17 protein-coding genes are annotated in these 20,335 nt (G+C 71.4%); 6 read left to right on the top strand and 11 right to left on the bottom strand.

Annotated features, from left to right (window positions below):
- Positions 1–44 precede the first annotated feature (44 nt).
- Complete coding sequence (locus HZF07_RS05885; RefSeq protein WP_220131829.1) at positions 45–839, top strand: ABC transporter ATP-binding protein; 795 nt, start codon at positions 45–47, stop codon at positions 837–839.
- A gap of 1 nt (position 840) precedes the next feature.
- A complete protein-coding gene (locus tag HZF07_RS05880) occupies positions 841–3,369 on the top strand; it encodes an ABC transporter permease (RefSeq protein WP_157340183.1) in 2,529 nt (842 codons plus the stop codon).
- A 6-nt stretch (positions 3,370–3,375) separates the two neighbouring features.
- Here the strand turns inward: HZF07_RS05880 and HZF07_RS05875 are convergent, their stop codons facing one another.
- Entirely contained in the window at positions 3,376–4,029 is a 654-nt protein-coding gene (locus HZF07_RS05875; RefSeq protein ID WP_157340182.1) for a CPBP family intramembrane glutamic endopeptidase, read from the bottom strand.
- A gap of 194 nt (positions 4,030–4,223) precedes the next feature.
- On the opposite strand from HZF07_RS05875, the gene HZF07_RS05870 reads away from it, so the two are divergent.
- Both HZF07_RS05870 and HZF07_RS05865 read left to right on the top strand, forming a co-directional pair.
- The gene (locus tag HZF07_RS05870) at positions 4,224–4,808 is read left to right on the top strand and encodes a hypothetical protein (RefSeq protein ID WP_157340181.1); all 585 of its coding nucleotides are present in this window, start codon (positions 4,224–4,226) and stop codon (positions 4,806–4,808) included.
- A 213-nt stretch (positions 4,809–5,021) separates the two neighbouring features.
- Positions 5,022–5,237, top strand: coding sequence for a DUF1918 domain-containing protein (locus tag HZF07_RS05865; protein WP_157340180.1), 216 nt, complete (start codon positions 5,022–5,024; stop codon positions 5,235–5,237).
- 65 nt (positions 5,238–5,302) lie between these two features.
- Here HZF07_RS05865 and HZF07_RS05860 read toward each other — a convergent pair whose 3' ends face one another.
- Both HZF07_RS05860 and HZF07_RS05855 read right to left on the bottom strand, forming a co-directional pair.
- Positions 5,303–8,305, bottom strand: a complete 3,003-nt coding sequence (locus tag HZF07_RS05860) for a DUF7507 domain-containing protein (protein WP_157340179.1) — start codon at positions 8,303–8,305, stop codon at positions 5,303–5,305.
- Positions 8,306–8,851: 546 nt separating this feature from the next.
- Entirely contained in the window at positions 8,852–10,228 is a 1,377-nt protein-coding gene (locus HZF07_RS05855) for a sulfatase-like hydrolase/transferase (RefSeq protein WP_157340178.1), read from the bottom strand.
- 92 nt (positions 10,229–10,320) lie between these two features.
- Here HZF07_RS05855 and HZF07_RS05850 point away from each other — a divergent pair, with 92 nt between their 5' ends.
- Both HZF07_RS05850 and HZF07_RS05845 read left to right on the top strand, forming a co-directional pair.
- Positions 10,321–11,658 carry a flavin monoamine oxidase family protein gene (locus tag HZF07_RS05850; protein ID WP_157340177.1) on the top strand — a complete coding sequence of 446 codons (1,338 nt, stop codon included), beginning with the start codon at positions 10,321–10,323 and terminating at the stop codon, positions 11,656–11,658.
- Between the two features lie 59 nt (positions 11,659–11,717).
- The gene (locus tag HZF07_RS05845) at positions 11,718–12,896 is read left to right on the top strand and encodes a TetR/AcrR family transcriptional regulator (RefSeq protein WP_157340176.1); all 1,179 of its coding nucleotides are present in this window, start codon (positions 11,718–11,720) and stop codon (positions 12,894–12,896) included.
- Here HZF07_RS05845 and HZF07_RS05840 read toward each other — a convergent pair.
- Genes HZF07_RS05840 through HZF07_RS05805 form a run of 8 tightly spaced genes read right to left on the bottom strand, consistent with a single transcriptional unit; the run spans position 12,887 to position 20,305 of the window.
- Positions 12,887–14,662 (bottom strand): AMP-dependent synthetase/ligase, encoded by a 1,776-nt coding sequence (locus HZF07_RS05840; protein WP_157344621.1) that lies wholly within the window; start codon positions 14,660–14,662, stop codon positions 12,887–12,889. The two genes, HZF07_RS05845 and HZF07_RS05840, sit on opposite strands and share 10 nt — an antisense overlap.
- Positions 14,663–14,676: 14 nt before the next feature.
- Positions 14,677–15,480, bottom strand: a complete 804-nt coding sequence (locus HZF07_RS05835) for an enoyl-CoA hydratase/isomerase family protein (protein WP_157340175.1) — start codon at positions 15,478–15,480, stop codon at positions 14,677–14,679.
- Positions 15,481–15,505: 25 nt separating this feature from the next.
- Entirely contained in the window at positions 15,506–16,276 is a 771-nt protein-coding gene (locus HZF07_RS05830) for an SDR family NAD(P)-dependent oxidoreductase (RefSeq protein ID WP_157340174.1), read from the bottom strand.
- A complete protein-coding gene (locus HZF07_RS05825) occupies positions 16,273–17,439 on the bottom strand; it encodes a thiolase family protein (protein ID WP_157340173.1) in 1,167 nt (388 codons plus the stop codon). Before HZF07_RS05825 ends, HZF07_RS05830 begins: the two co-directional genes overlap by 4 nt.
- Entirely contained in the window at positions 17,439–18,242 is an 804-nt protein-coding gene (locus tag HZF07_RS05820; protein WP_157340172.1) for an SDR family NAD(P)-dependent oxidoreductase, read from the bottom strand. Before HZF07_RS05820 ends, HZF07_RS05825 begins: the two co-directional genes overlap by 1 nt.
- A gap of 26 nt (positions 18,243–18,268) precedes the next feature.
- Positions 18,269–18,664: a MaoC/PaaZ C-terminal domain-containing protein gene (locus HZF07_RS05815; RefSeq protein WP_157340171.1), complete on the bottom strand. Its 396-nt coding sequence runs from the start codon at positions 18,662–18,664 to the stop codon at positions 18,269–18,271.
- Positions 18,661–19,116 carry a MaoC family dehydratase N-terminal domain-containing protein gene (locus HZF07_RS05810; protein ID WP_157340170.1) on the bottom strand — a complete coding sequence of 152 codons (456 nt, stop codon included), beginning with the start codon at positions 19,114–19,116 and terminating at the stop codon, positions 18,661–18,663. Before HZF07_RS05810 ends, HZF07_RS05815 begins: the two co-directional genes overlap by 4 nt.
- 1 nt (position 19,117) lies before the next feature.
- A complete protein-coding gene (locus tag HZF07_RS05805; RefSeq protein ID WP_157340169.1) occupies positions 19,118–20,305 on the bottom strand; it encodes a thiolase C-terminal domain-containing protein in 1,188 nt (395 codons plus the stop codon).
- Between the last annotated feature and the right edge of the window lie 30 nt (positions 20,306–20,335).

Genomic DNA, 20,335 nt, shown 5'->3' with positions numbered 1-20,335 from the left:
CTTCGCCCCTGCTGCCCGTCCGGGATCGTCGGAGGCTGGAAGCCATGAGGACCACACCAGCTCCGATGTCGGCTCCGACGACCGGCCCAGCGCGGACCACGGGCTCGGGGGAGGTGACGCCCGCCGTACGAGCGGTCGACGCCTGCAAGGTGTACGGCGCGGGCGACACGGCGGTGACCGCACTCGACGACGTGACGCTCGACCTGCCGGCGGGCCGGTTCACGGCCATCATGGGTCCGTCCGGCTCCGGCAAGTCCACGCTGATGCACTGCCTGGCGGGGCTGGACACCCTGACCTCGGGGCGGGTCCTCATCGGTGACACGGACCTCGCCGCGCTGTCCGACCGGGAGCGGACCTTGCTTCGCCGCGACCGCCTCGGCTTCGTCTTCCAGTCGTTCAACCTGCTCCCGACGCTGAGCGCCGAGGAGAACATCACGCTGCCGTGCGACCTCGCCGGCCGCCGTCCGGACCGGGAGTGGTTCCAGACCGTGGTCGACAACCTCGCGCTGGGCGGCCGGCTGAGCCACCGTCCGTCCGAGCTGTCCGGAGGCCAGCAGCAGCGCGTCGCCGTCGGGCGAGCGCTCATCTCGCGGCCCGACGTCGTGTTCGCCGACGAGCCGACGGGTGCCCTCGACTCCAAGGCGGGGGCGGAGCTGCTGCGCTTCCTGCGGTCGGTGGTCGACGACCTCGGCCAGACCGTGGTGATGGTGACGCACGACCCGGGCGCGGCGGCCTACGCCGACAGCGTCGTGTTCCTCGTCGACGGTCGCGTCGTCGAGGAGCTCGAGGCTCCGACCCGCGACCGCGTGCTGGAGGTCATGGGACGGTTGGCGAGCTGAGATGTTCCGCTTCTCCCTGCGCAACCTGCTGGCCAGCAAGGTCCGGCTGCTGCTCACGATGGCCTCCGTGGCCGTCGGGGTCGCGTTCGTGGCGGGCACGTTCGTGCTGTCCGACACCATGGCGAAGGCGTTCGACGAGCTCTACGCCGGCCTGACTGCCGGCACCGACGTGGTGGTCCGCTCGGAGAGCGCCTACGACGCCGACCTCACGACGACGGGTGGGCAGGTGCGCCCCGTGGACGAGGGCCTCGTGGCGCGGGTGCGTGCGGTTCCCGGTGTCGAGGTCGCCGAGGGATCGGTGTTCGGCTACGCGCTGGTGATCGATTCCCACGGGCAGCCGGTGCAGCCCGGGGGCGCGCCGACCTTCGGCACGAGCATCGCGGTCGACCGGCGGCTCTCCGGCGCGGCCACCATCCGCGAGGGCCGCGCTCCCGTCGGTCTCGGCGAGATCGTCGTCGACGCGCGCACGGTGCGGCGAGCCGGCCTCGCGCTCGGCGACCACGTCGACGTGGTCTTCGAGGACGCGCGGCGCACGTTCCGTCTGGTCGGCATCGTCGGGTTCGGTGAGACCGACAGCATCCTCGGCGCCACGATGACCGGGTTCGACCTGCCGACCGCCCAGACGGTCCTGGGCAAGACCGGCGTGGTCGACGAGATCGACGTCCGCGGCGCTGACGGCATCAGCGACAGCACCCTGCGGGACCGGATCGCCTCGGTCCTCCCCGACGGCGTCGGCGCCGAGACCGGCGAGCAGGTCGCGGCCGACAGCACCGACGCCGTCCGGGACGCCATGGGGGTCTTCACCACCGTGCTGCTCGTCTTCGCCGGAGTCTCGCTGTTGGTCGGCTCGTTCGTCATCTGGAACACGTTCAACGTGCTCGTCGCCCAGCGGCGCCGCGAGGTCGCCCTCCTGCGCGCAGTGGGCGGCACGCGCCGGCAGGTCCTGACCGGCGTGCTCCTGGAGGCCGTCGTCGTCGGCGTGATCTCGAGCGCGGCCGGGCTCGGGCTGGGCGTGGCGCTGGCGGCGGGCATCCGGCAGCTGCTGAAGCTGATCGGAGTCGACCTGCCGACGACCACCCCGGCGATCGAGACCCGCACCGTCGTGGCGGCGTTCTCGGTGGGCGTCGTGGTGACCTGTCTCGCGGCGGTCCTGCCCGCGTGGTCGGCCGCGAGGATCGCGCCGATGGAGGCGCTGCGCACCGCCGCGCCCGTCAACCGTGGGTCCGGGAGGATCCGCCACGCGGTGGGCTGGTCGGTCCTCGCGGTCGGCGCCCTGATGCTCGCCGCGTGCTCGGTCGCAGGGGACCAGCGCTGGTGGACGGTGGTCGCCACCCTCACGACCTTCCTCGGCCTGGTGTTCGTCGGCCCGAGCCTGGCGCGCGGGCTGGCCGCAGTGGTCGCCCACGCTCGCAGACCGGGGTGGCGGATGGCCGCGCGGAACGTGGCCCGCAGCTCGCGCCGTGCGGCGGCCACCGCGCTGGCGCTCACGATCGGGCTCACCGTCGTCGCGGCGGTCGCCGTGACCGCTGCGTCGCTCAAGGACTCCGTCTCGGCCGCGGTCAGCGGGGGCAACCGGTCCGACCTGATCCTCGAGCCCGAGGGAGCGGGCATGGGAGTCAGCTCGTCGGTCGCTGACCTGTTGCGCGCCCGCACCGACGTGGACGCCGTCGTCGAGCTCCGCGAGTGGGGCGCCCAGATCAACGGCGACGACCAGCTGGTGACGGCGGTCGACACCGCCGGCCTCGACCGGGTGATCGACCTCGGCATCGCCAGCGGCAGCCTCGACGCCCTGCGCGCCGGCAGCATCCTGGTGAGCACCGCCCAGGCACGCCACCTCGGGGTCTCTGCGGGAGAGTCGGTGACGGTCACGTTCCCCGAGACCGGACCACGCCCGTTCCGGGTCGCGGGGACGTTCGACAAGGGCAGCCTCATCAACGCGACCTACGTCATCACGCTGAGCGACTTCGAGCAGAACGTCACGTCACGGCTGGACCAGGCGATCCTCCTCACGACGCCGGGTCTCGATCCCGACCGGGCGAAGGAGCGCATCGGAGCGGCGCTGGCCGACTACCCGAACGTCACGGTCAACACGCCGCAGGACATCACCCGCAAGGCGCAGCACTCGGTGGACCAGCTGTTGGGCATCGTGACCGCACTGCTCCTGCTCGCGGTGGTGGTCGCCGTCCTGGGCGTGGTGAACACGCTCGTGCTGTCGGTGATGGAGCGCTCGCGCGAGCTCGGAGTCCTGCGGGCGGTCGGCGCGACGCGCCGCCAGGTGCGACAGACGATCCGCCGGGAGTCGGTGCTGATGTCGACGCTCGGCGCGGTCACCGGTGTCGCGCTCGGCGCCGCTGCCGGTGTCGGCCTCGCTCGATCGCTCTCCGAGCAGGGCATCACGACCGTCGCCGTACCCCTCGTGACGCTGGCGGCGTACGTCGTGATCGCCATCGGCGTGGGTGTGCTCGCGGCGGTCGCGCCTGCTCGACGCGCCAGCAGGGTGGACGTCCTGCGGGCCGTCGCGGAGGAATGACCAGGGTCACCACAGGGCGCCGACCGGACCGACGAGGAAGAACGTCACGAAGCCGATCGTGTTACCGAAGCCGTGGGCGAGCACGGGAGCCCAGAGCGTGCGGTGGACGAGCCGCAGGACGGCGAACGCGACGCCGTCCACGGTCGCCAGGACCACCCCGACGAGTCCCTGCTCGGTGTGGATCAGTCCGAAGAGGACGGCGGAGACGGCGATCGCCGCGACCGTCGCGGACCGCCCGCCACCGCCCGCCTCCGCGGTCCTGGTCAGCACGTAGCCCCGGAAGGCGAGCTCCTCGACGAACGCCGCCAGCGTCCAGCTCAGCACCACCAGCAGGAGCAGCAGCGCGACGTTGCCCTGCAGCTCGGCGAAGTCGCTCGTGTCCTGCCGCTCTCCGGTCAGGTGGTTGACCACCGGGTCGAGGAGTGCCACGTGCACCGGCGCCCAGACCAGGGCGAACACCAGCATCGCCAGGACGAGTCGGCGCGCGTGCGTCGGACGACGTAGCCCGAGGGACGCGGGACCCTCACGGCGAGCCACCAGCGACAGGGCCGCCGCGCCGACCAGGACCAGCGAGGGCAGCAGGAGGTCGAACGCCACGACGACGCCCGCGATCGTCACCTCGAGCCCGGCGATCGCCCGGGTTCGACGGTCTGCTCCCATCGGCCTGCCTCCTACGACGTTCCCACGTTCGCGGCGCAGGGGTGACCGAGCCAGAGCCGAAGGACCCGGGCGCCGCAGGAGCGGAGGCACAAGGTCCCGGTGCGCGAGGGGGACTCCGGCCCTACCCTCCGCCGACGTGCGGGCGTGCACTGAGGACAAGACGAGATCCACGTGCAGACCGGGAGGAGAAACCCATGAGCACCACGCACGGCACAGACACACCCGCCACGACCCCGCAGATGTCGACGATCGCTCGCGGTCTCACCGTTCCGGCGGCACGCGCTCTGGCCGTGCTGCGGATCGCCTTCGGCCTCACGTTCCTGTGGGCGTTCTTCGACAAGCTGCTCGCGCTCGGCTACCACACCGGGTACGACGCGGAGGGCAACCTCGACAGGTTCGGCGACGCGGCCTGGATCAACGGCGGCAGCCCGACGGAGGGGTTCTTGACCTACGGCACCAAGGGGCCGTTCGAGGACTTCTACCAGTCGATCGCGGGTGATGCCTGGGCCGACTGGCTGTTCATGCTCGGTCTGCTCGGCATCGGCCTGGCCCTCACGTTGGGCATCGGGATGCGGATCGCCGGCGCAGCCGGCGCACTCCTCTACCTGATGATGTGGTCGGTCTACTTGCCGCCCGACAACAACCCGGTGCTCGACGAGCACGTCCTCGGCGCGATCAGCATGGTGGTCCTGGCGCTCACCTACGCCGGCGACACGTGGGGCGCTGGCCGAGCCTGGGCCCACACCACGCTCGTGCGCCGGTTGCCCGCCCTGCGCTGACCGTCACCGGACCGGCGGCGCGCCGGCATCCGAGCGCACTGGCGCGCCGCCGCGGGGGCTCCACCCAGCTCGTGGGTGGAGCCCCCGTCGCGCGTCCGTGAGGGGCACTTGGTCCCGGTGCGCTGGTGCCCTTCGGCCGTAGGAGCCGTGGCGGGATCGAACCACGCTGGAGGGAACGGGGCGGGGGACGCCCCATCCACGGGAGGTCAGCAGATGTACGCAGCCGCGGGCGATCGTCTGATCGTCAGGAGCACGCACGTAGGCGGCCCGGTCCGGGACGGAGAGATCCTGGAGGTCCGTCACCACGACGGCACCCCGCCGTACCTGGTCCGCTGGTCCGACACGGGACACGAGGCCCTCGTCTTCCCAGGCCCTGATGCCCAGGTCCAGCACGTCGACGACCCCGGGGACACCGGTGGCGACGTGTGAGTGCCTGATCGTCGACGAGCCGCTGCGCCGCGGCTCCGGCCCGCGGCTGCGGCGCCGACGGGTCCTCACCGGGTCCGGTTGGCGACCACCACCTGGTAGCGCGCGTAGTGGAAGTGCCCGTCGGTGGTCACGACCCGGTCGGTGCAGCTGATCAGCACCAGCCGGTTCGGACCGAGTGTGCTGAAGAACCTGGCTGGCAGCCTGCGTCCGCGTTCGAAGGTGAGAGTCCTTGCGACGCGGTAGCCGATGCTCTGCTTGCCGACGGCGACCGCGACCCGCTGGCCGCGATGGAGCTTGCTCAGCTGCCACATCGCACCGGGGCGGTCGTGGCGGTCGGAGACATGACCGGCGATGACGGTCGCGCCGATCGCGTCGCCGTAGCCGGCGGACCTGCGCAGCCAGGCGACCCGGCCGACGTCCGCCGGCAGCGGCAAGGAGCCCCGGGTCACGCCGGTGGCAAGGACCGCGGCACGCAGACCGATGCTCCGTGCCTTGACGACGGGAAGGACCTTGCGGTCGTGACCGGGCAGCAGAGTCCCGGAGTAGCCGCCGTTGACGACGGGCGCGGCGTACGCCGGCTTCGCGACGGTGGTCGTCTCCGACTTCAGGCCGCAGGCGTGCCGGCCTGCGGCGTTGCCTCCCGAGGCTCGGGTCGTGACCCGCCACGAGTAGACGCCGGGCTCCTGCACCCGGACCGCTGGGGACCGGCTCCAGCCGTTCCCGGCCCGCCAGCTGACCGAGCGAGCCTCGTCGGCCGCCCGGCAGCGGGCATCGGCGCGGCTCGCGAACGGCCCGTACAGGCGCGCCGTGACCTGGACCTCGGTGCCTCGGACGAGCCCACGGATGCGGACCCGGTCGCGGAACGGCTCGCCCGGGGTGACGCGGTCGTCGGTGGTGCGGGTAATGATCCGGGGCGGGACCCGCACCCCCTGGGGGATCGAGATGACGGCGGTGGCCGGGCCGGAGACCACGGCGGTCCCCTGCGGGTCGGCCCCGCCCGCGTGCGCGGTGTTCGAGACGAATCCGGCGCCGACGTCTGCTCTGGTGAGGGCGTAGCGGGCGGTGCAGGTGGTCGAGGCTCCTGGAGCGAGGGTGGTCTGCGCGCAGGTGATCGGGCCGACGGCCCCGGTGCCGGAGAACTGGTCCTCGGCGATGACGAGGCCGGAGACCGTGGTGTTGCCGGTGTTGGTGACGGTGAACCGGTAGTCCACAGCGTCGCCGGCCCGCGTGCCCTGCGAGCGGGCCTCCTTGACCAGCGACAGCTCGGGGCTCTGGTGGACCGGGACGGTGGCGTTGTCCGGCGGGGAGACGACCGGGCCGCCACCCGGGACGGTGCCGGTGGCGTGGGCGGTGTTGACCAGGGGTGTGCCGCGGTCGACGTCGGCCTGGGTGGCGGCGTACGTCGCGCGACACAGGGCCCGCTGCCCAGGGACCAGGGTGGTGCGGTCGCAGGTCGCCACCGATATCGCGCCACCGGTGCCGTTGAAGGAGTCCTCGGCGATGGCGACGCTGTTGACCGCCACGTTGCCGGTGTTGGTGACGGTGAACAGGTACCCCACCACCTCGCCCGCCTTGACCACGATGGGCGGCAGAGCGGTCTTCTCGACGCTCAGCGCCGGCGCCGGGGCGGCCGGCACCTGCGCGTCGTCGTTGTTGGAGACGACTGGGGCGCCGCCGGGGTCGTTGCCGCTCGCCTGCGCGGTGTTGGTGATGGTCCCCGCGAGCACGTCGGCGGCCTGCACGGTGTAGGTGGCCGTGCAGGTGGTGAACGCGCGTGGGATCAACGTGGTGACCGGACAGGCCGGCGTCGGGGGCGTCCCGGCGCCGGAGAAGGAGGTCTCGGTGACCGTGATGCCGGACACGGGCACGTTGCCGGTGTTGGTGACGACGAAGGAGTAGGTCAGCACCTCTCCGGCCGTGAAGGAGCCGGCGTCCACGGGAGAGACGGACTTCGCGAGCGTCAGCCGCGGCGCCGGAGTGGTCGGGGCGTTCGTCACCGTGCACCGGTAGTCGTTCGCCGTGCCGATCGTCAGGGGCCAGGTCGCGATCGCGACCGGTGGGGACACGCTCACGCCACCGTCCTCGGTGACGCAGGACAGCGAGCCCGTGTAGTCACTCGGCAAGGACGGCGAGTCGAGCGTGAGCCAGTCGGCGATCACGTAGGTCGCGCCCCGTTCGACGGGCCGGTCGAGCGAGGTCACCGTGGTCTGGGTCCCGGTCGTGGCCACCGTCGTCTCGGTGGCGCCCGACGCGTCGAGGAGGCGTACGTCGAACTGGTCCGCTGCCTGGTGCCGGCCGGCGACCTGCTTCGTGATGGTCACGGTCGGGATGACGTTGGACCGGCACCGGGCGCCGTCGTTGGAGCTGGCCGACGGCCCATCGGAGAGGAAGATGTTCGTCGGGTTGGTGGTTGGCGTGACCCGGTAGATGCCGCCGTCCTGGTTGCGCGAGACGTACAGGTAGGTGTCGTCGGAGTAGACCGCCCCGAACGTCGACCCGGACTTCATGCCGGGGAGGATCCCGCGGTTGGTGAAGGTTCGTGTCGTCGGGCTGAAGGAGACCAGACGTGCGGGGTTCGTGGACAGCGACGAGACCATGGGCGCGACGCCCCAGAACAGACCGTTGACGAACGCCCAGTCGCCGGGGAGGAGCAGGTTGGCGGGCGGATCGGCGGTACCGACGGCCGTGGTCCGTGGCGCGTCGGGGTTCGACATGTCGATGCGCAACCACTTGCCGGACTGGTTGTCCATCAGCCAGAGGTTCCCGGACCCGTCGAAGTCACCGACGTTGTAGGCGACGCCTTGGTGGCTCGCCGGCGTGTTGGCCGGCACCCTGAGGTCGACCAGCGAGAGGTCCGCCGAGATGCGCACCAGGGTGTCGGTCCGCAGGTCCCACCCGTACATGAAGTCGTCCGCGGTGTTGTAGCTGACCGCGTTCACCTGGTCGACGGTGGTGCCGGCGTTGGTCACCGCTCCGGTGACCAGGTCGACCGCCTGGACCAGGTGATCCGGCGCCGAGCCGTTCGGCGACTGGAAGAGGAACGCGGCACTGCCGCACCGCCACTTCACCTGCGCCGCCTGAGCCGGAGGTGCTGTGGCGACTTGGACCGCCACGCTCCCCGCCGCTGCCGTCGCGACCATCAGGGCCACCGACACCGCGGCGCTGACGATTCCTCTCATTCGCTCTGGGACCACCACGACCACCGACCCGAGTAGGCGGAAGCCCTCCCGGCGACCGCGTATGTTGGCAGGCTAGCCAGTGTGACCTGGCCCACACCACCCTTCGGGCGGGCGCTGCCTGGGCTCAGGACAGCACGCCGGACGGCCTTCGGTCACGGTGCTCCGACCGACTGGCGAGAACCCGCTCGGCACACGCTCGGCACGTCTGCGCTGCGCCGGGCACGAACGCCATCTCGTGGAAGTTCCTCCAGAGGTGGGCCGGCTGGCCGCAGGCCGTGGTCGTGGACCCGATCTGGCGTGCGTGTCTCAGTCCGTGCGGGACCCACACCAGGTCGAACCCGACCAAGACCTGGGAGCGGTGGGCGGTCGACACGATCCAGGGGCCGGTTCGCGTCGACCTCTGGCACGGGCAACCGCGGGTCGTCATCGTCTCGCTCATCGGCTCATTCCTTGTTCTCGGCGGGTGGGCACGTGGTCGAGCGGCGCGCCGACCGGGATCATCGGCTCCTCCCGCACGCTCCTGCGGAACCCCTGCACGAGCCGGTTGACGTGCGTGGCCACCCAGGTGTGCAGGTAGGGGTAGTTGACCGGCTCCCGCTCGTGGGGGTCGACGGTCAGGTTCACCAGGCGCGGGGTCGCCAGTCGTGCTGGAGCGTCCAGCTGGCTCTCCTGCTCCACCTGGACGAGCTTGAAGTTGCGCCACTTCACGCCGTAGAGCTCGGACCCCATCCAGTAGAGGTAGCCGTCGCGCGCTGAGGACTCCGTCCCTCCGGTCAGCCAGTCGAGCTGGTCGGCGCCGTCGATCACCCTGTCGTCAGGCACCGCGACCCCGGCGGCTGCGAGCAGCGTGGTGAACCAGTCGGTGACGTGCATGATCTCGTCGCTCGTGCGACCCGCGGGGACGCGCTCGGGCCAGCGCACGATGCAGGGCGTGCGCAGGTTGCCCTCGCCGCCGGCGAAGTACGAGCCCCGCCAGAAGCCAGGAGAGCCGCGCCACGGCAGGAAGTCCTCCGGCCCGTTGTCGCCGGCGAAGACGACGACGGTGTCGTCGGCGATCCCGAGCTCGTCGAGGAGGTCGAGCAGTCGCCCGAAGTCGGCATCGAGCTCGAGCAGGGAGTCGGCCCACTCGCCCTGGCCGCTGCGCCCGCGGAACTCCGCGCGGGGGATCACGGGGAAGTGCATCAGGGAGTGGTTGAAGTAGAGGAAGAACGGGTCCTCGGTCTCGACGGCGCTGCGCACGAACGCCTCCGCCCGGTCGAGGTACTCCAGGTCGCAGTCGCGTCGTACGTCGAGGTCCAGCGCGTCGCCCGGAGTGACGTCGTCGTCGCCCCGCTTGATGTGCACCATGGTGCTCACCGGGTCGCGCTCCGGGTCGTACCACGGGTCGTCGGGCCACAGCGCCTCGTCGTAGGTCCGCGGGTGGCCGTACCACTCCTCGAACCCGCGGTCCGTCGGCCACCGACCGGGTCCTTCGCCCACGTGCCACTTGCCGTAGGTCGCGCACCGGTAGCCCGCGTCGTCGAGCAGCTCGCCGAGGGTCTTCTCCCACGCGACCAGGCCCCAGCCGCCCTCGACCCCGATCGGCACCGTGTGCGTGCCCGACCGGATGGCGTGCCGGCCGGTGAGCAGCGCGGACCTGGTCGGCGTGCACTGCGACTCCGGGCAGTAGTTCGTCAGCCGGAAGCCCTCGGCGGCGAAGGCGTCGATCCTGGCAGTGGTGGCACCCCGGAAGGAGCCGGCGGCATAGCAGCTGAGCTCGCCGAAACCGAGGTTGTCGACGTGGAAGAAGAGAATGTTGGGTTGGTGTGCCATGGAGATCTCCTCGCTTTCGGCAGCGTGTTCTGGCATCCTATGTTAGTAACCGTTAGGCAAGAGTAACCAAGTGACTTCGAGAGGATGCAGGCATGCCGGAGTACGACGTCGTGGTGGTGGGAGCCGGCCTGGCCGGCCTGGCAGCGGCCCGGGATCTCACCGCCGCGGGGAAGCGGATCGTCGTCCTCGAGGCCCGGGACCGCGTCGGCGGGCGCACCGACCACGCCGTCACCCGGGCCGGCGTGCTCGAGATGGGCGGCCAGTGGGTCGGTGGCAGCCAGACCGAGGTGCTCGCGCTGATCGAGGAGCTGGGTCTGGAGACCTTCCCGCAGTACGACGAGGGCCAGCGGGTCACCGTCCTCCAGGGCTCGGAGAGCCACCGGCTCCAGGAGGCCCCCACGATCTCCGCGACCGGCGGCGCCGCGCTCGCCGCCGTCATCGACCGCCTCGACCAGATGGCGTCGACGGTGTCGCTGTCGTCGCCGTGGCTGACCGGAGAGGCCGAGGTCTGGGACTCGATGACCTTCGAGTCGTGGCTGGTGGCCGATGTCGAGGACGACGAGGCGCTGCAGTACCTGCGGGTGCTCGTGCCCACGATCTTCAGCGCCGAGACCTCGGAGCTCTCGCTCCTGCACTTCCTCTTCTACGTGAAGTCGGCCGGATCGCTCGGCATGCTGATGGGCATCCGAGGCGGCGCGCAGGAGAGCCGGGTGCTCGGTGGCTCCCACCGGATCTCGGAGCGGATGGCGGAGGACCTCGGCGACGCCGTCCGGCTGGGCGTGCGCGTCCACACGATCCGGCACGACGACTCCGGCGTGCGCGTGGCGTACGACGGTGGTGAGGTCACCGCCGAGCACGTGATCGTCACGCTGCCGCCCACCCTCGCCGGGCGGCTGCGCTACGAGCCGCCGCTGCCGGCGGCGCGCGACGGCCTGACGCAGCAGGTGCCGATGGGCAGCGTCATCAAGGTCCAGGTCGTCTACGAACGGCCCTTCTGGCGGGAGGCCGGCCTCAGCGGCCAGGCCTTCAGCACGCAGGACCCGCTCGCCGTCGTCATCGACAACACCCCGCCGGGCACCGACCACGGTGTCCTGCTCGGGTTCTTCGAGGGCGCCCACGCCCGGCCGCTGAGCGAGAAGTCGCCGGCCGAGCGGGAGAAGCTCGCCGTCGACTGCCTCGTGCGCTACTTCGGCCCCCAGGCCGCCGAGCCGCTGGAGTACGTCGAGAAGGACTGGTCGGCCGACGAGTACAGCCGCGGCTGCTACGGCGGCCGTCTCGGCGCGGGCGTGTGGACGCAGTACGGACGTGCCCTCGCTGCGCCGGTCGGGCGCATCCACTGGGCCGGCGCGGAGTCGGCCGAGGTGTGGAACGGGTACATGGACGGCGCCATCCGGTCCGGCCGGCGTGCCGCCGCGGAGGTCCTCGCCTGAGTCGCCGGGAGGCCGTGAACCGATAGCATCAGGCGCCCGACGGGACGAGAGGACGATGGATGCCGGACACGGAGGTCCAGCGCAGGCCGCGCAACCGCAAGCAGCTCATCGTCACCGCGGCGGCCAAGCAGTTCGAACGGCGTGGCTACCACGACGCCTCGATCGCCGACATCGCCGGCGACGTCGGCATCACGGGGCCGGCGCTCTACCGCCACTTCCGTGGCAAGCACGAGCTGCTCGTGGCCGCGATCGAGCGGGAGATCGAGCAGCTGGAGACGTCGTACCGTGACCCCGGCCGCGGGGTCGCCGAGCTGCTCGCAGACGCGGCGCGCACCAACCTGCGCCCGAACCGCGCGGACGCGCTGTGGGAGCGCAACCAGATGTTCCTGGAGCCTCCGCAGCGCGACGCGCTGGGCCGCCGGTACGACGCGGCGCTCCAGCCGCTGCGCCAGGCGATCGCCGACGCCCGTCCCGAGCTGAGCGATCGTGACCAGACGATCATCACCTGGGCCACCCACGGCGTGATCAGCAGCGGCCGTGCGTTCGAGTGGCCGAAGCTCGACCGCGACCGGGCAGCCGCGCTGATGGCCGAGGCCGCCACGGCGGTCACGGCGGTGCGCGGGCCCCTCGTGCCTGACGACGTCCGCTGGACCGCTGCCACCGGCCGCGGTCACCTGCTCCCGGCGTCGCGCCGCGAGGCGGCGCTGGTCTCGGCGGTCGAGCTCTTCGCCGCGCGCGGGTTCCAGGCGGTCGGGATGGACGACATCGGCGCGGCCGCGGGCATCTCCGGCCCGACCCTCTACCACCACTTCCCGGGCAAGACCGCCATCCTGGTCGCGATCATCATGCGCTGCCTCGAGGCGCTCTACTTCGACCTCGCGGCGGCGCTGGGGAGCACGGATGAGCCGGGGGAGGCGCTCGAGCTGACCCTGGCGTCGTTCGCCCGCATCAACGTCGCGCACGGCGACGCGCTGGGTGCCCTCGCGACCGAGGTGGTCAACGTGCCCGAGGAGGAGCGCGCTCCGATCCGGCGCATCCAGCAGGACTACGTCAACGAGTGGGTCGCCCTGCTCGCGCAGGTCCGCGGGGACCGGTCGGCTGCGGAGGCCGAGGCGCTGGTGCGCACCACGCAGTCGGTGATGAACATGCTGCGCAAGCACCTCCCCGCCGACCCGACGACCTCCGAACAGGCACTCCTGGCCCTGGGGCGGGCCATGGTCGGCCTGGATCAGGCGTAGAGCGACTCGATCTCGGCGGCGTACTTCTCGTTGACGAGCTTGCGGCGCACCTTGGTGGTGGCGGTCAGCTCGTCGCCGTTCGCGTCCCAGTATGTCGGGAGCACGGTGTGCGCTCGCACCTGCTCGACCCGGGAGAGGCGCTCGTTCCCCCGCCTGACGCCCTCGGCGACCGCGGCCAGGACCTGCGGATCGCGCGCCAGGGCCTCGGGGCGGCGGTCGTCGATCCCGTGCTGCTCGGCGAACGCCTCCGCCTGCTCGCGGTCGAGCACCAGCAGCGCGGCGATGTGCGGCCGCCCCTCTCCGACCGCGACCACGGAGCTCAGGAGGGGAGAGGCCAGCTTGACGGCGTTCTCGATGTTCGTGGGCGCCAGGTTCTTGCCCGAGGAGTTGATGATCATGTCCTTCTTGCGGTCGACGATCCGGACGTACCCGTCGGCGTCGATCGTGGCGATGTCTCCGGTGTGCAGCCACCCGTCCGCGTCGATGGTGGCGGCGGTCTTCTCCGGGTCGTTGCGGTAGCCGCGCATCACGCCGCGGCTGCGGAGAAGCAGCTCGCCGTCCTCCGCGAGTTGCGCCTCCACGCCGCCCCGTGGCTGTCCGACGGTGCCGATCCGGATCCGGTCCGGGTGGTTGCCGATGCCGGAGGCGGCGCTCTCGGTCAGCCCATAGACCTCGCAGACGCGGACGCCGACCGCGAGGAGGAACTCCAGCGTCTCCGGCGCGATCGGCGCGCCCCCCGAGGTCGCGAACACGAGCGCGTCGACGCCGAGCCTGGCGCGCGCGGCAGCGAGCACGGCCGCGTCGACCTCGGCGTACTCCTCCGCCAGGTCGACGGGCACCGGCTCACCGGCGAGCTCCAGACGTGCCTTCCGCAGGCCGGTCTCGAGCGCGTGCTGCCCGCCGGCCGATGCGAGCTCGCCCTCGAGGAGGGCCTTGAGCTTGTACCAGATCATCGGCACGCCCATGAAGGTCGTCGGGTGGACGTCGGCGAACGCGCGCAGGACGGAGCGACCGTCCGCGACGTCGGTGACCGTCGTCGCCGTGACCATCGGGACGTAGTGCGCGGCGAACCGGTTCGCGAGGTTGGCGTCCGGGAGGTAGGAGATCACTCGCTCCTCGTCCACCTCCTGGGTGAACTCCCGCTGCTGCTCCGCCTTCGCGGCGACCGCGAACAGCAGGTTCGCGTGCGTCAGCTCGACCCCCTTGGGGTCGCCCGTCGTCCCGGAGGTGTAGATCAGCGCCACCAGGTCCTCGCGGTCGACCGCGCGCCACGTCGCCTCGAAGTCGAACGCCGGATCGGCGGACTCGACGAGCGCGTCGAGCGAGAGGAGGTCGGACACGCTGGCGTCCACGCACACGATGTGCTCGAGCGGGTGGTGTGCGGTCGCCTGGCGGATCGTGTCCGCGAACCGCTGCTCGCAGATGGCGACCCGGTTGCCGGCGCTGTCGAAGAGCGAGGCGACCTGCTCGGCCGTGAACGTGTTGTAGATCGAGAACGCGGTCGCGCCCAGGTGCATGACCGCGGCGTCGACCAGGTGGAACTCGGGGCGGTTGGTGAGCATGATCGCGACCGTGTCGCCACGACGGACGCCGAGGGTGGCCAGGCCTGCGGCGATCCGCCGGACCCGCTCGCCGTACTCACCCCACGTGATCTCGTGGCCGTCCTCCCACCTGCGCAGCGCCACCACGTTGGGACAGGCGGCCACGGTGGCCTGGAAGACGGCACACAGGCTCGGCGCCTCGACGACCTCGGCCAGCGACATCATGTCGGACACCCGGCTCACTTCCCCTCTGCCTGGCTCTGCTTCGCCAGCTCGCGCTGCGCGAGGAACGCCTCGACGGCCCGGGCGTGGTCGCCGTTCGCGAAGGTCTCCTTCTCCTTCGTCAGAGCGCTGTCGAGCACCAGGTTCGCCGTGTCGCGCAGGATCGTGTTGAGCACCGCCTTCGTGCCCTGGACCGCGAGCAGGGGAGCGTCGGCGACGCGACGGGCGAAGGCGTGGGCCGACGCGAGCAGGTCCTCTGGCTCGACGGCGTGGTTGACCAGACCGATCCGCTCGGCCTCCTGCGCGGAGAGCCGGTCGCCGGTGAAGAGGTACTCCTTCGTCCGCGACATCCCGACCAGCCAGGGCCACGCGATCACGCCGCCGTCACCGGCCACCACGCCGACGTTGACGTGCGGATCGGCGATCACGGCGGTGCGCGACATGAACGTGACGTCGCACAGCAGGGCGAGCGTGGCACCCAGCCCGATGGCTGGACCGTTGATGGCCGCGACGACCGGCTGGGGCACCTCGAGCAGGTCCACGATGATGGACCGCGCGTCCTGGAAGAAGGCGTCGAGCTCAGGGCCTGCCTGCATCCGGGGACCCTTGAGGTTCCCACCGGCCGAGAACGCCTTGCCGTTGCCGGTGAGCACCACGGCTCGTACGTCGTGGTCGCGGCGGATCTCCCGCCACAGGCTGATCAGCTCCCAGTGCAGGTCGTGGTTGATGGCGTTGAAGTCGTCGGGCCGGTTGAGCCGGACCTCGAGGACGCCGTCCTCGAAGGAGGTCTCGAGCAGCTGGAAGTCGTACGTCGAGGGCATGGAGGGAGGACCTTCTGTCGTGGGGTCAGGCGGGGTGGACGTCGGGCTGCCAGAGCTGGAGGACCTGCCCGGACATGTGCGACGCGGCGGGGGAGACGAGGAAGCGAACGGCCTCGGCCACCTCCTCGGGCGTGCCGATCCGGTCCAGGACCGAGCTCTCGCGGTCGGGCTGCTCGCTGAGCCGCTTGCGGGCGCGACCAGTGGCGATGAGGCCCGGAGCGATGCAGTTGACGCGGATGCCCTCGGGGGCGAGGTCGTTGGCCAGGCAGCGGGTGTAGTGCATGACCGCCGCCTTGGTGATCCCGTAGTGGGCGTAGGTGCCGCGGGGGTTGGCGACGACGCCGGTCACCGAGCCCATCGTGACGATCGTCGCGCTCGTCGAGCGGCGCAGGGCCGGCAGGGCCGCCTGCACGGTGACGATGGTGCCGTGCAGGTTTCGCTGCAGCACGGTGTCCAACGCTGCGAGGTCGATGTCGGCGGCGTTGTTCTCGTCGAAGCCGCCCGAGCCACCGCCGGCGTTGCACACCAACGCGTCGAGCCCGGACCACTCCGCGGTGATGCGCGCGCCCAGGGCGGTCATCGCGGCGACGTCGGTGGTGCTGGCCTCGACGGCGATCGTGGGTACGCCGTACCCCTCGAGCTCGTCGACGACGGAGCACTCCGCCTCCTCGAACTCGCGGTAGCCGTCGAGGTCGGTGTCGACGACGGCCACGGCGTACCCCTCCTTCGCGAGGCTCACCGCGATCTGTCGTCCGATGCCACGGGCGGCGCCCGTGACCAACGCTGTCTTGGTCATAGCAGCTCCAGAATCGTCGCGTTCGCCATGCCGCCGCCCTCGCACATCGACTGGAGGCCGTAGCGGATGCCTTGGTCGCGCATGTGGTGGACGAGGGTCGTCATGATGCGTGCGCCCGAGCCGCCGATCGGGTGCCCGATCGCCATCGCGCCGCCGTTGGGGTTCATGGCCTCGTAGTCGGCGCCGGTCTCTCGGAGCCAGGCGAGGGTCACGGAGGCGAAGGCCTCGTTGATCTCGAAGACGCCGATGTCGTCGAGCGCGAGGCCGCTGCGCTCCAGCGCCTTCTCGGTCGCCGGGATCGGCCCGGTCAGCATCGTGACCGGGTCGGCGCCGGTGACGACCGCCGTGTGGATCCGGGCGATCGGGGTCCACCCCTGCGCCGCGGCGTGCTCGCTGGTCGTGACGAGCACGGCTGCCGATCCGTCGGAGATCTGGGACGCGTTGCCGGCGGTGATCGACCCGTTCTCGTCGAACGCCGGTGGCAGGGCGGCGAGCTTGTCGATGGTGGAGCCGCGGCGGATGCCCTCGTCGGTGTCGAAGACGCGCGTGGAGCCGTCCTCGTCGGTGACGGTGACGGGCGCGATCTGGTCCTTGAACCGGCCCTCGTCGATGGCGCGGGCCGCCCGGGCGTGGGAGTCGAGCGCGTGCTGGTCCATCTCGGTGCGGGAGATGCCGAACCTCTCCGCGATCAGCTGCGCGCCGACGCCTTGGTGGAAGCGGAACCCGTCATAGCGGTCCCAGACCGTCGGACCGAACGGCAGACCGTGGGACCCGTCGCCGACGGCGGCGCGGGCGGGGACGGCGCTCATGATCTCCACGCCGCCCGCCACGGCGACGTCGTACTGGCCCGCGATCACGCCGGCGGCCGCCTGGTGCACGGCCTGCTGGGACGACCCGCACTGCCTGTCGACGGTCACGCCCGGCACCGACTCCGGCCAGCCGGCGGCCAGGACGGCGGCCCGGCCGACGCAGCCGCTCTGCATGCCGATCGGGATGCCGCAGCCCCAGATGACGTCGTCGACCGTGGCCGGGTCGAGGCCGGTGCGCTCGACGAGCGCGTTCAGCACGTGGGCCGAGAGGTCGGCCGAGTGGTGCCGGGACAGCGAGCCGTTCCGCTTGCCCACGGGCGTGCGGACGGCGTCGACGATCACCGCGTCGCGCATCACCGGGAACCCGCGTCCACGGTGATGCACTGCCCGGAGACGTAGTTCATCTCCTGCAGGCAGAAGGCGTAGACGGCGCCGGCGGCCTCCGCCGGGGTGCCGGGCCTGCCGAGCGGGTTGGTGCGGGTGACGCTGTCCATCGCCGCCTGGCTGACGCCGGCGCGGACCTTGCGGCCCTCGATCTCGATGAACATGTCCTCGCCTGCGACGGCCTCGGTCATCCGGGTGAGGATGAAGCCGAACGCGACGGCGTTGACGTTGACCTTGTAGCGCCCCCACTCCTTGGCGAGCGTCTTGGTCAGGCCGATCACGCCGGACTTGGCGGCGGCGTAGTTGGCCTGTCCGATGTTGCCGTAGACGCCAGACACCGACGAGACGTTGACGACCTTGCGGTGGTAGTCGGTCGGGTTCGCCTTGATGTACGGCTGCGCGGCGCGCAGGATGCGGAACGGTGCCGTGAGGTGCATGTCGAGCACGGTGCTCCACTGCTCGTCGGTCATCCGCTGGATGACGCTGTCCATGATGTAGCCGGCGTTGTTGACGATGATGTCGAGGCCCCCGAACGTGTCGACGGCGGTGCCGATGAACCTGTCCGCGAAGTCGTGGTCGGTGACCGACCCGACGCAGGCGACCGCCTGGCCGCCCGCCTCGAGGATGTCGGAGACGGTCTCCTTGGCGGGCGCCTCGTCGATGTCGTTGACGACGACGCTGGCGCCCTCGGCGGCGAGCTTGAGGGCGACCTCGCGGCCGATGCCGCGACCGGAGCCGGTGACGATCGCGACCTTGTCCTGCAACGTGCTCATGTGGGGGACTTCCTCGGGTCGGGGATTCAGGGGAGGGAGACGACGGCGCGACCCCGGAGGGTCTCGGTCCCGTCGGGGAGCTGGACGGAGAGGTCGAGGTGGGCGTGCCCGTCCTCGACGTCGGTGACGGTGGCGTGGCAGGTGGGTGAGGCGTTCACCGGCGTGATCGCGGTGAAGCGCACCTCGAAGGACCGAACGCTCTGCTGCGGGAAGCTGTCGGTGAGCAACCGGCCCAAGTAGGCCATCGAGAGCATGCCGTGGGCGAAGACGTCGTCGATGCCGACGGCTCGGCACGCGTCGATGTCGATGTGCACGGGGTTGTGGTCGCCCGATGCGCCGGCGTAGAGCGCCAGGGCGGTGCGGGTGATGGTCGGGCACTCCAGCGAGAGGACGGCGCCGGGTGCGAGATCGGCCGCGATCATCGGCCCGCCCTCGGGTCCCGCACGACGATGGTGCCGGTCAGCGTCGCGATCTCGGCGCCGTCCCGTTCGACGTGCGTGTCACGGACGATGAGCTCGAGCGCACCGCCCTTCTTGCTCTGCACGTCGGCCACCTCGGTCCAGAAGGTGAGGGTCTCCCCGGCGTACGCCGGAGCGTGGTAGCGGAACGACTGGCCCCCGTGGAGGATCGTGCGGACGTCGATGCCGAGGTCGGACAGGAAGCTGCCGCGGGCCGGGTTGTCCATCTCGAGGCAGAACAGGAACGTCGGCGGGACCGGGAGGTCAGGGTGCCCGGCCTCCGCCGCGGCCGCCACGTCGGTGTAGACGGGGTCGGTCTGGCCGGTCGCCTGCGCGAAGAACCTCAGCCGGCCGCGCTCGGCGACGGTCGAGAACGCCGGGGTCCGCGAACCGATGATGCTGCGGTCGACGGGCATGTCAGGAGAGCCTCTCGAAGACGGTGACGACGCCGGCGGTGCCGAGGCCGAGGTTGTGCTGGAGGCCCACCCGCGCGTCGGGCACCTGGCGGTCTCCGGCCTCTCCCCGCAGCTGCCAGGTGATCTCCGCCGTCTGGGCGAGCCCGGTGGCGCCGAGGGGGTGTCCCTTGGACAGCAGGCCGCCGGAAGGGTTCGTCACGACCTGGCCGCCGTAGGTGTTCTGGCGGTCGGCGATGAACTTCTCGGCGCCGCCCTCCTCGCACAGACCGAGCGCCTCGTAGGAGAGCACCTCGTTGACCGTGAAGCAGTCGTGCAGCTCGACGACGTCGACGTCGGCGGGCGTGACGCCCGCGGCGGCGTAGACCTCCGCGGCGGCCCGGCGGGTCACGTCACTGCCGACCAACGTCATCGCGCTCCGGCTCTCGAAGACGTCGTCGGCGTCGGACTGCAGGGTCTGGGCGGCGATCGCGACCCGCGGCTGCAGCCCGTGCGCCCGGGCGAAGTCGTCGGAGCAGACGACGGCCGCTGCGGCGCCGCACGTGGGCGGGCAGCACTGGAGCCGCGTCAGCAGCCCGGCGACCGGAGTGGAGTCGAGGACCTGCTCGACCGTGACCTGGTCGCGGAAGACGGCGTAGGGGTTGCCGGCCGCGTGCGCGCGCGCCTTCACCGACACGGACGCGAACATCTCCGGCCGGACGTCGTAGCGCTCGACGTACTCGGCGCCGGCTGCCGCGAAGTACTGCGGCGTCATCGGCAGCGACGGGTCGACCGGGTAGATGTCCTCCAGGGTCGCCTTGAAGTCGGTCAGGGGGGCGGGGCGGTCGGTCCACTTCGCGCTGAGGGCGCCGGGCGGCATCTGCTCGAAGCCGACGGCGAGTGCGCAGTCGACCACCCCGCTCGCCACAGCCTGGCGGGCGAGCCACAGCGCGGAGGATCCGGATGCGCAGTTGTTGTTGACGTTGAGCACCGGAACGCGGCTCTTGCCCAGCTGGTAGACCACGCGCTGCCCGGCGGTCGAGTCGCCGTAAACATAGCCCGCGTACACCTGCTGGATGTCGTCGTACTGGAAGCCGGCGTCCTCGAGCGCTGCTCTCGCAGCACCGGCGCCTTGATGATCATAGGTCAGGCCGGCGCTCGGCTTCGTGAACGGGACCATGCCGACGCCTGCAACGAGCACTCTGCGACTCATGTCAACCCTTCGTTGGATCTAACGATGGTT

The sequence above is a fragment of the Nocardioides agri genome (assembly GCF_013778305.1).
Taxonomy (GTDB): Bacteria; Actinomycetota; Actinomycetes; order Propionibacteriales; family Nocardioidaceae; genus Nocardioides; species Nocardioides agri.
Note: the sequence above shows the minus strand (reverse complement) of the source record. Positions and strands in the feature narration are given on the sequence as shown.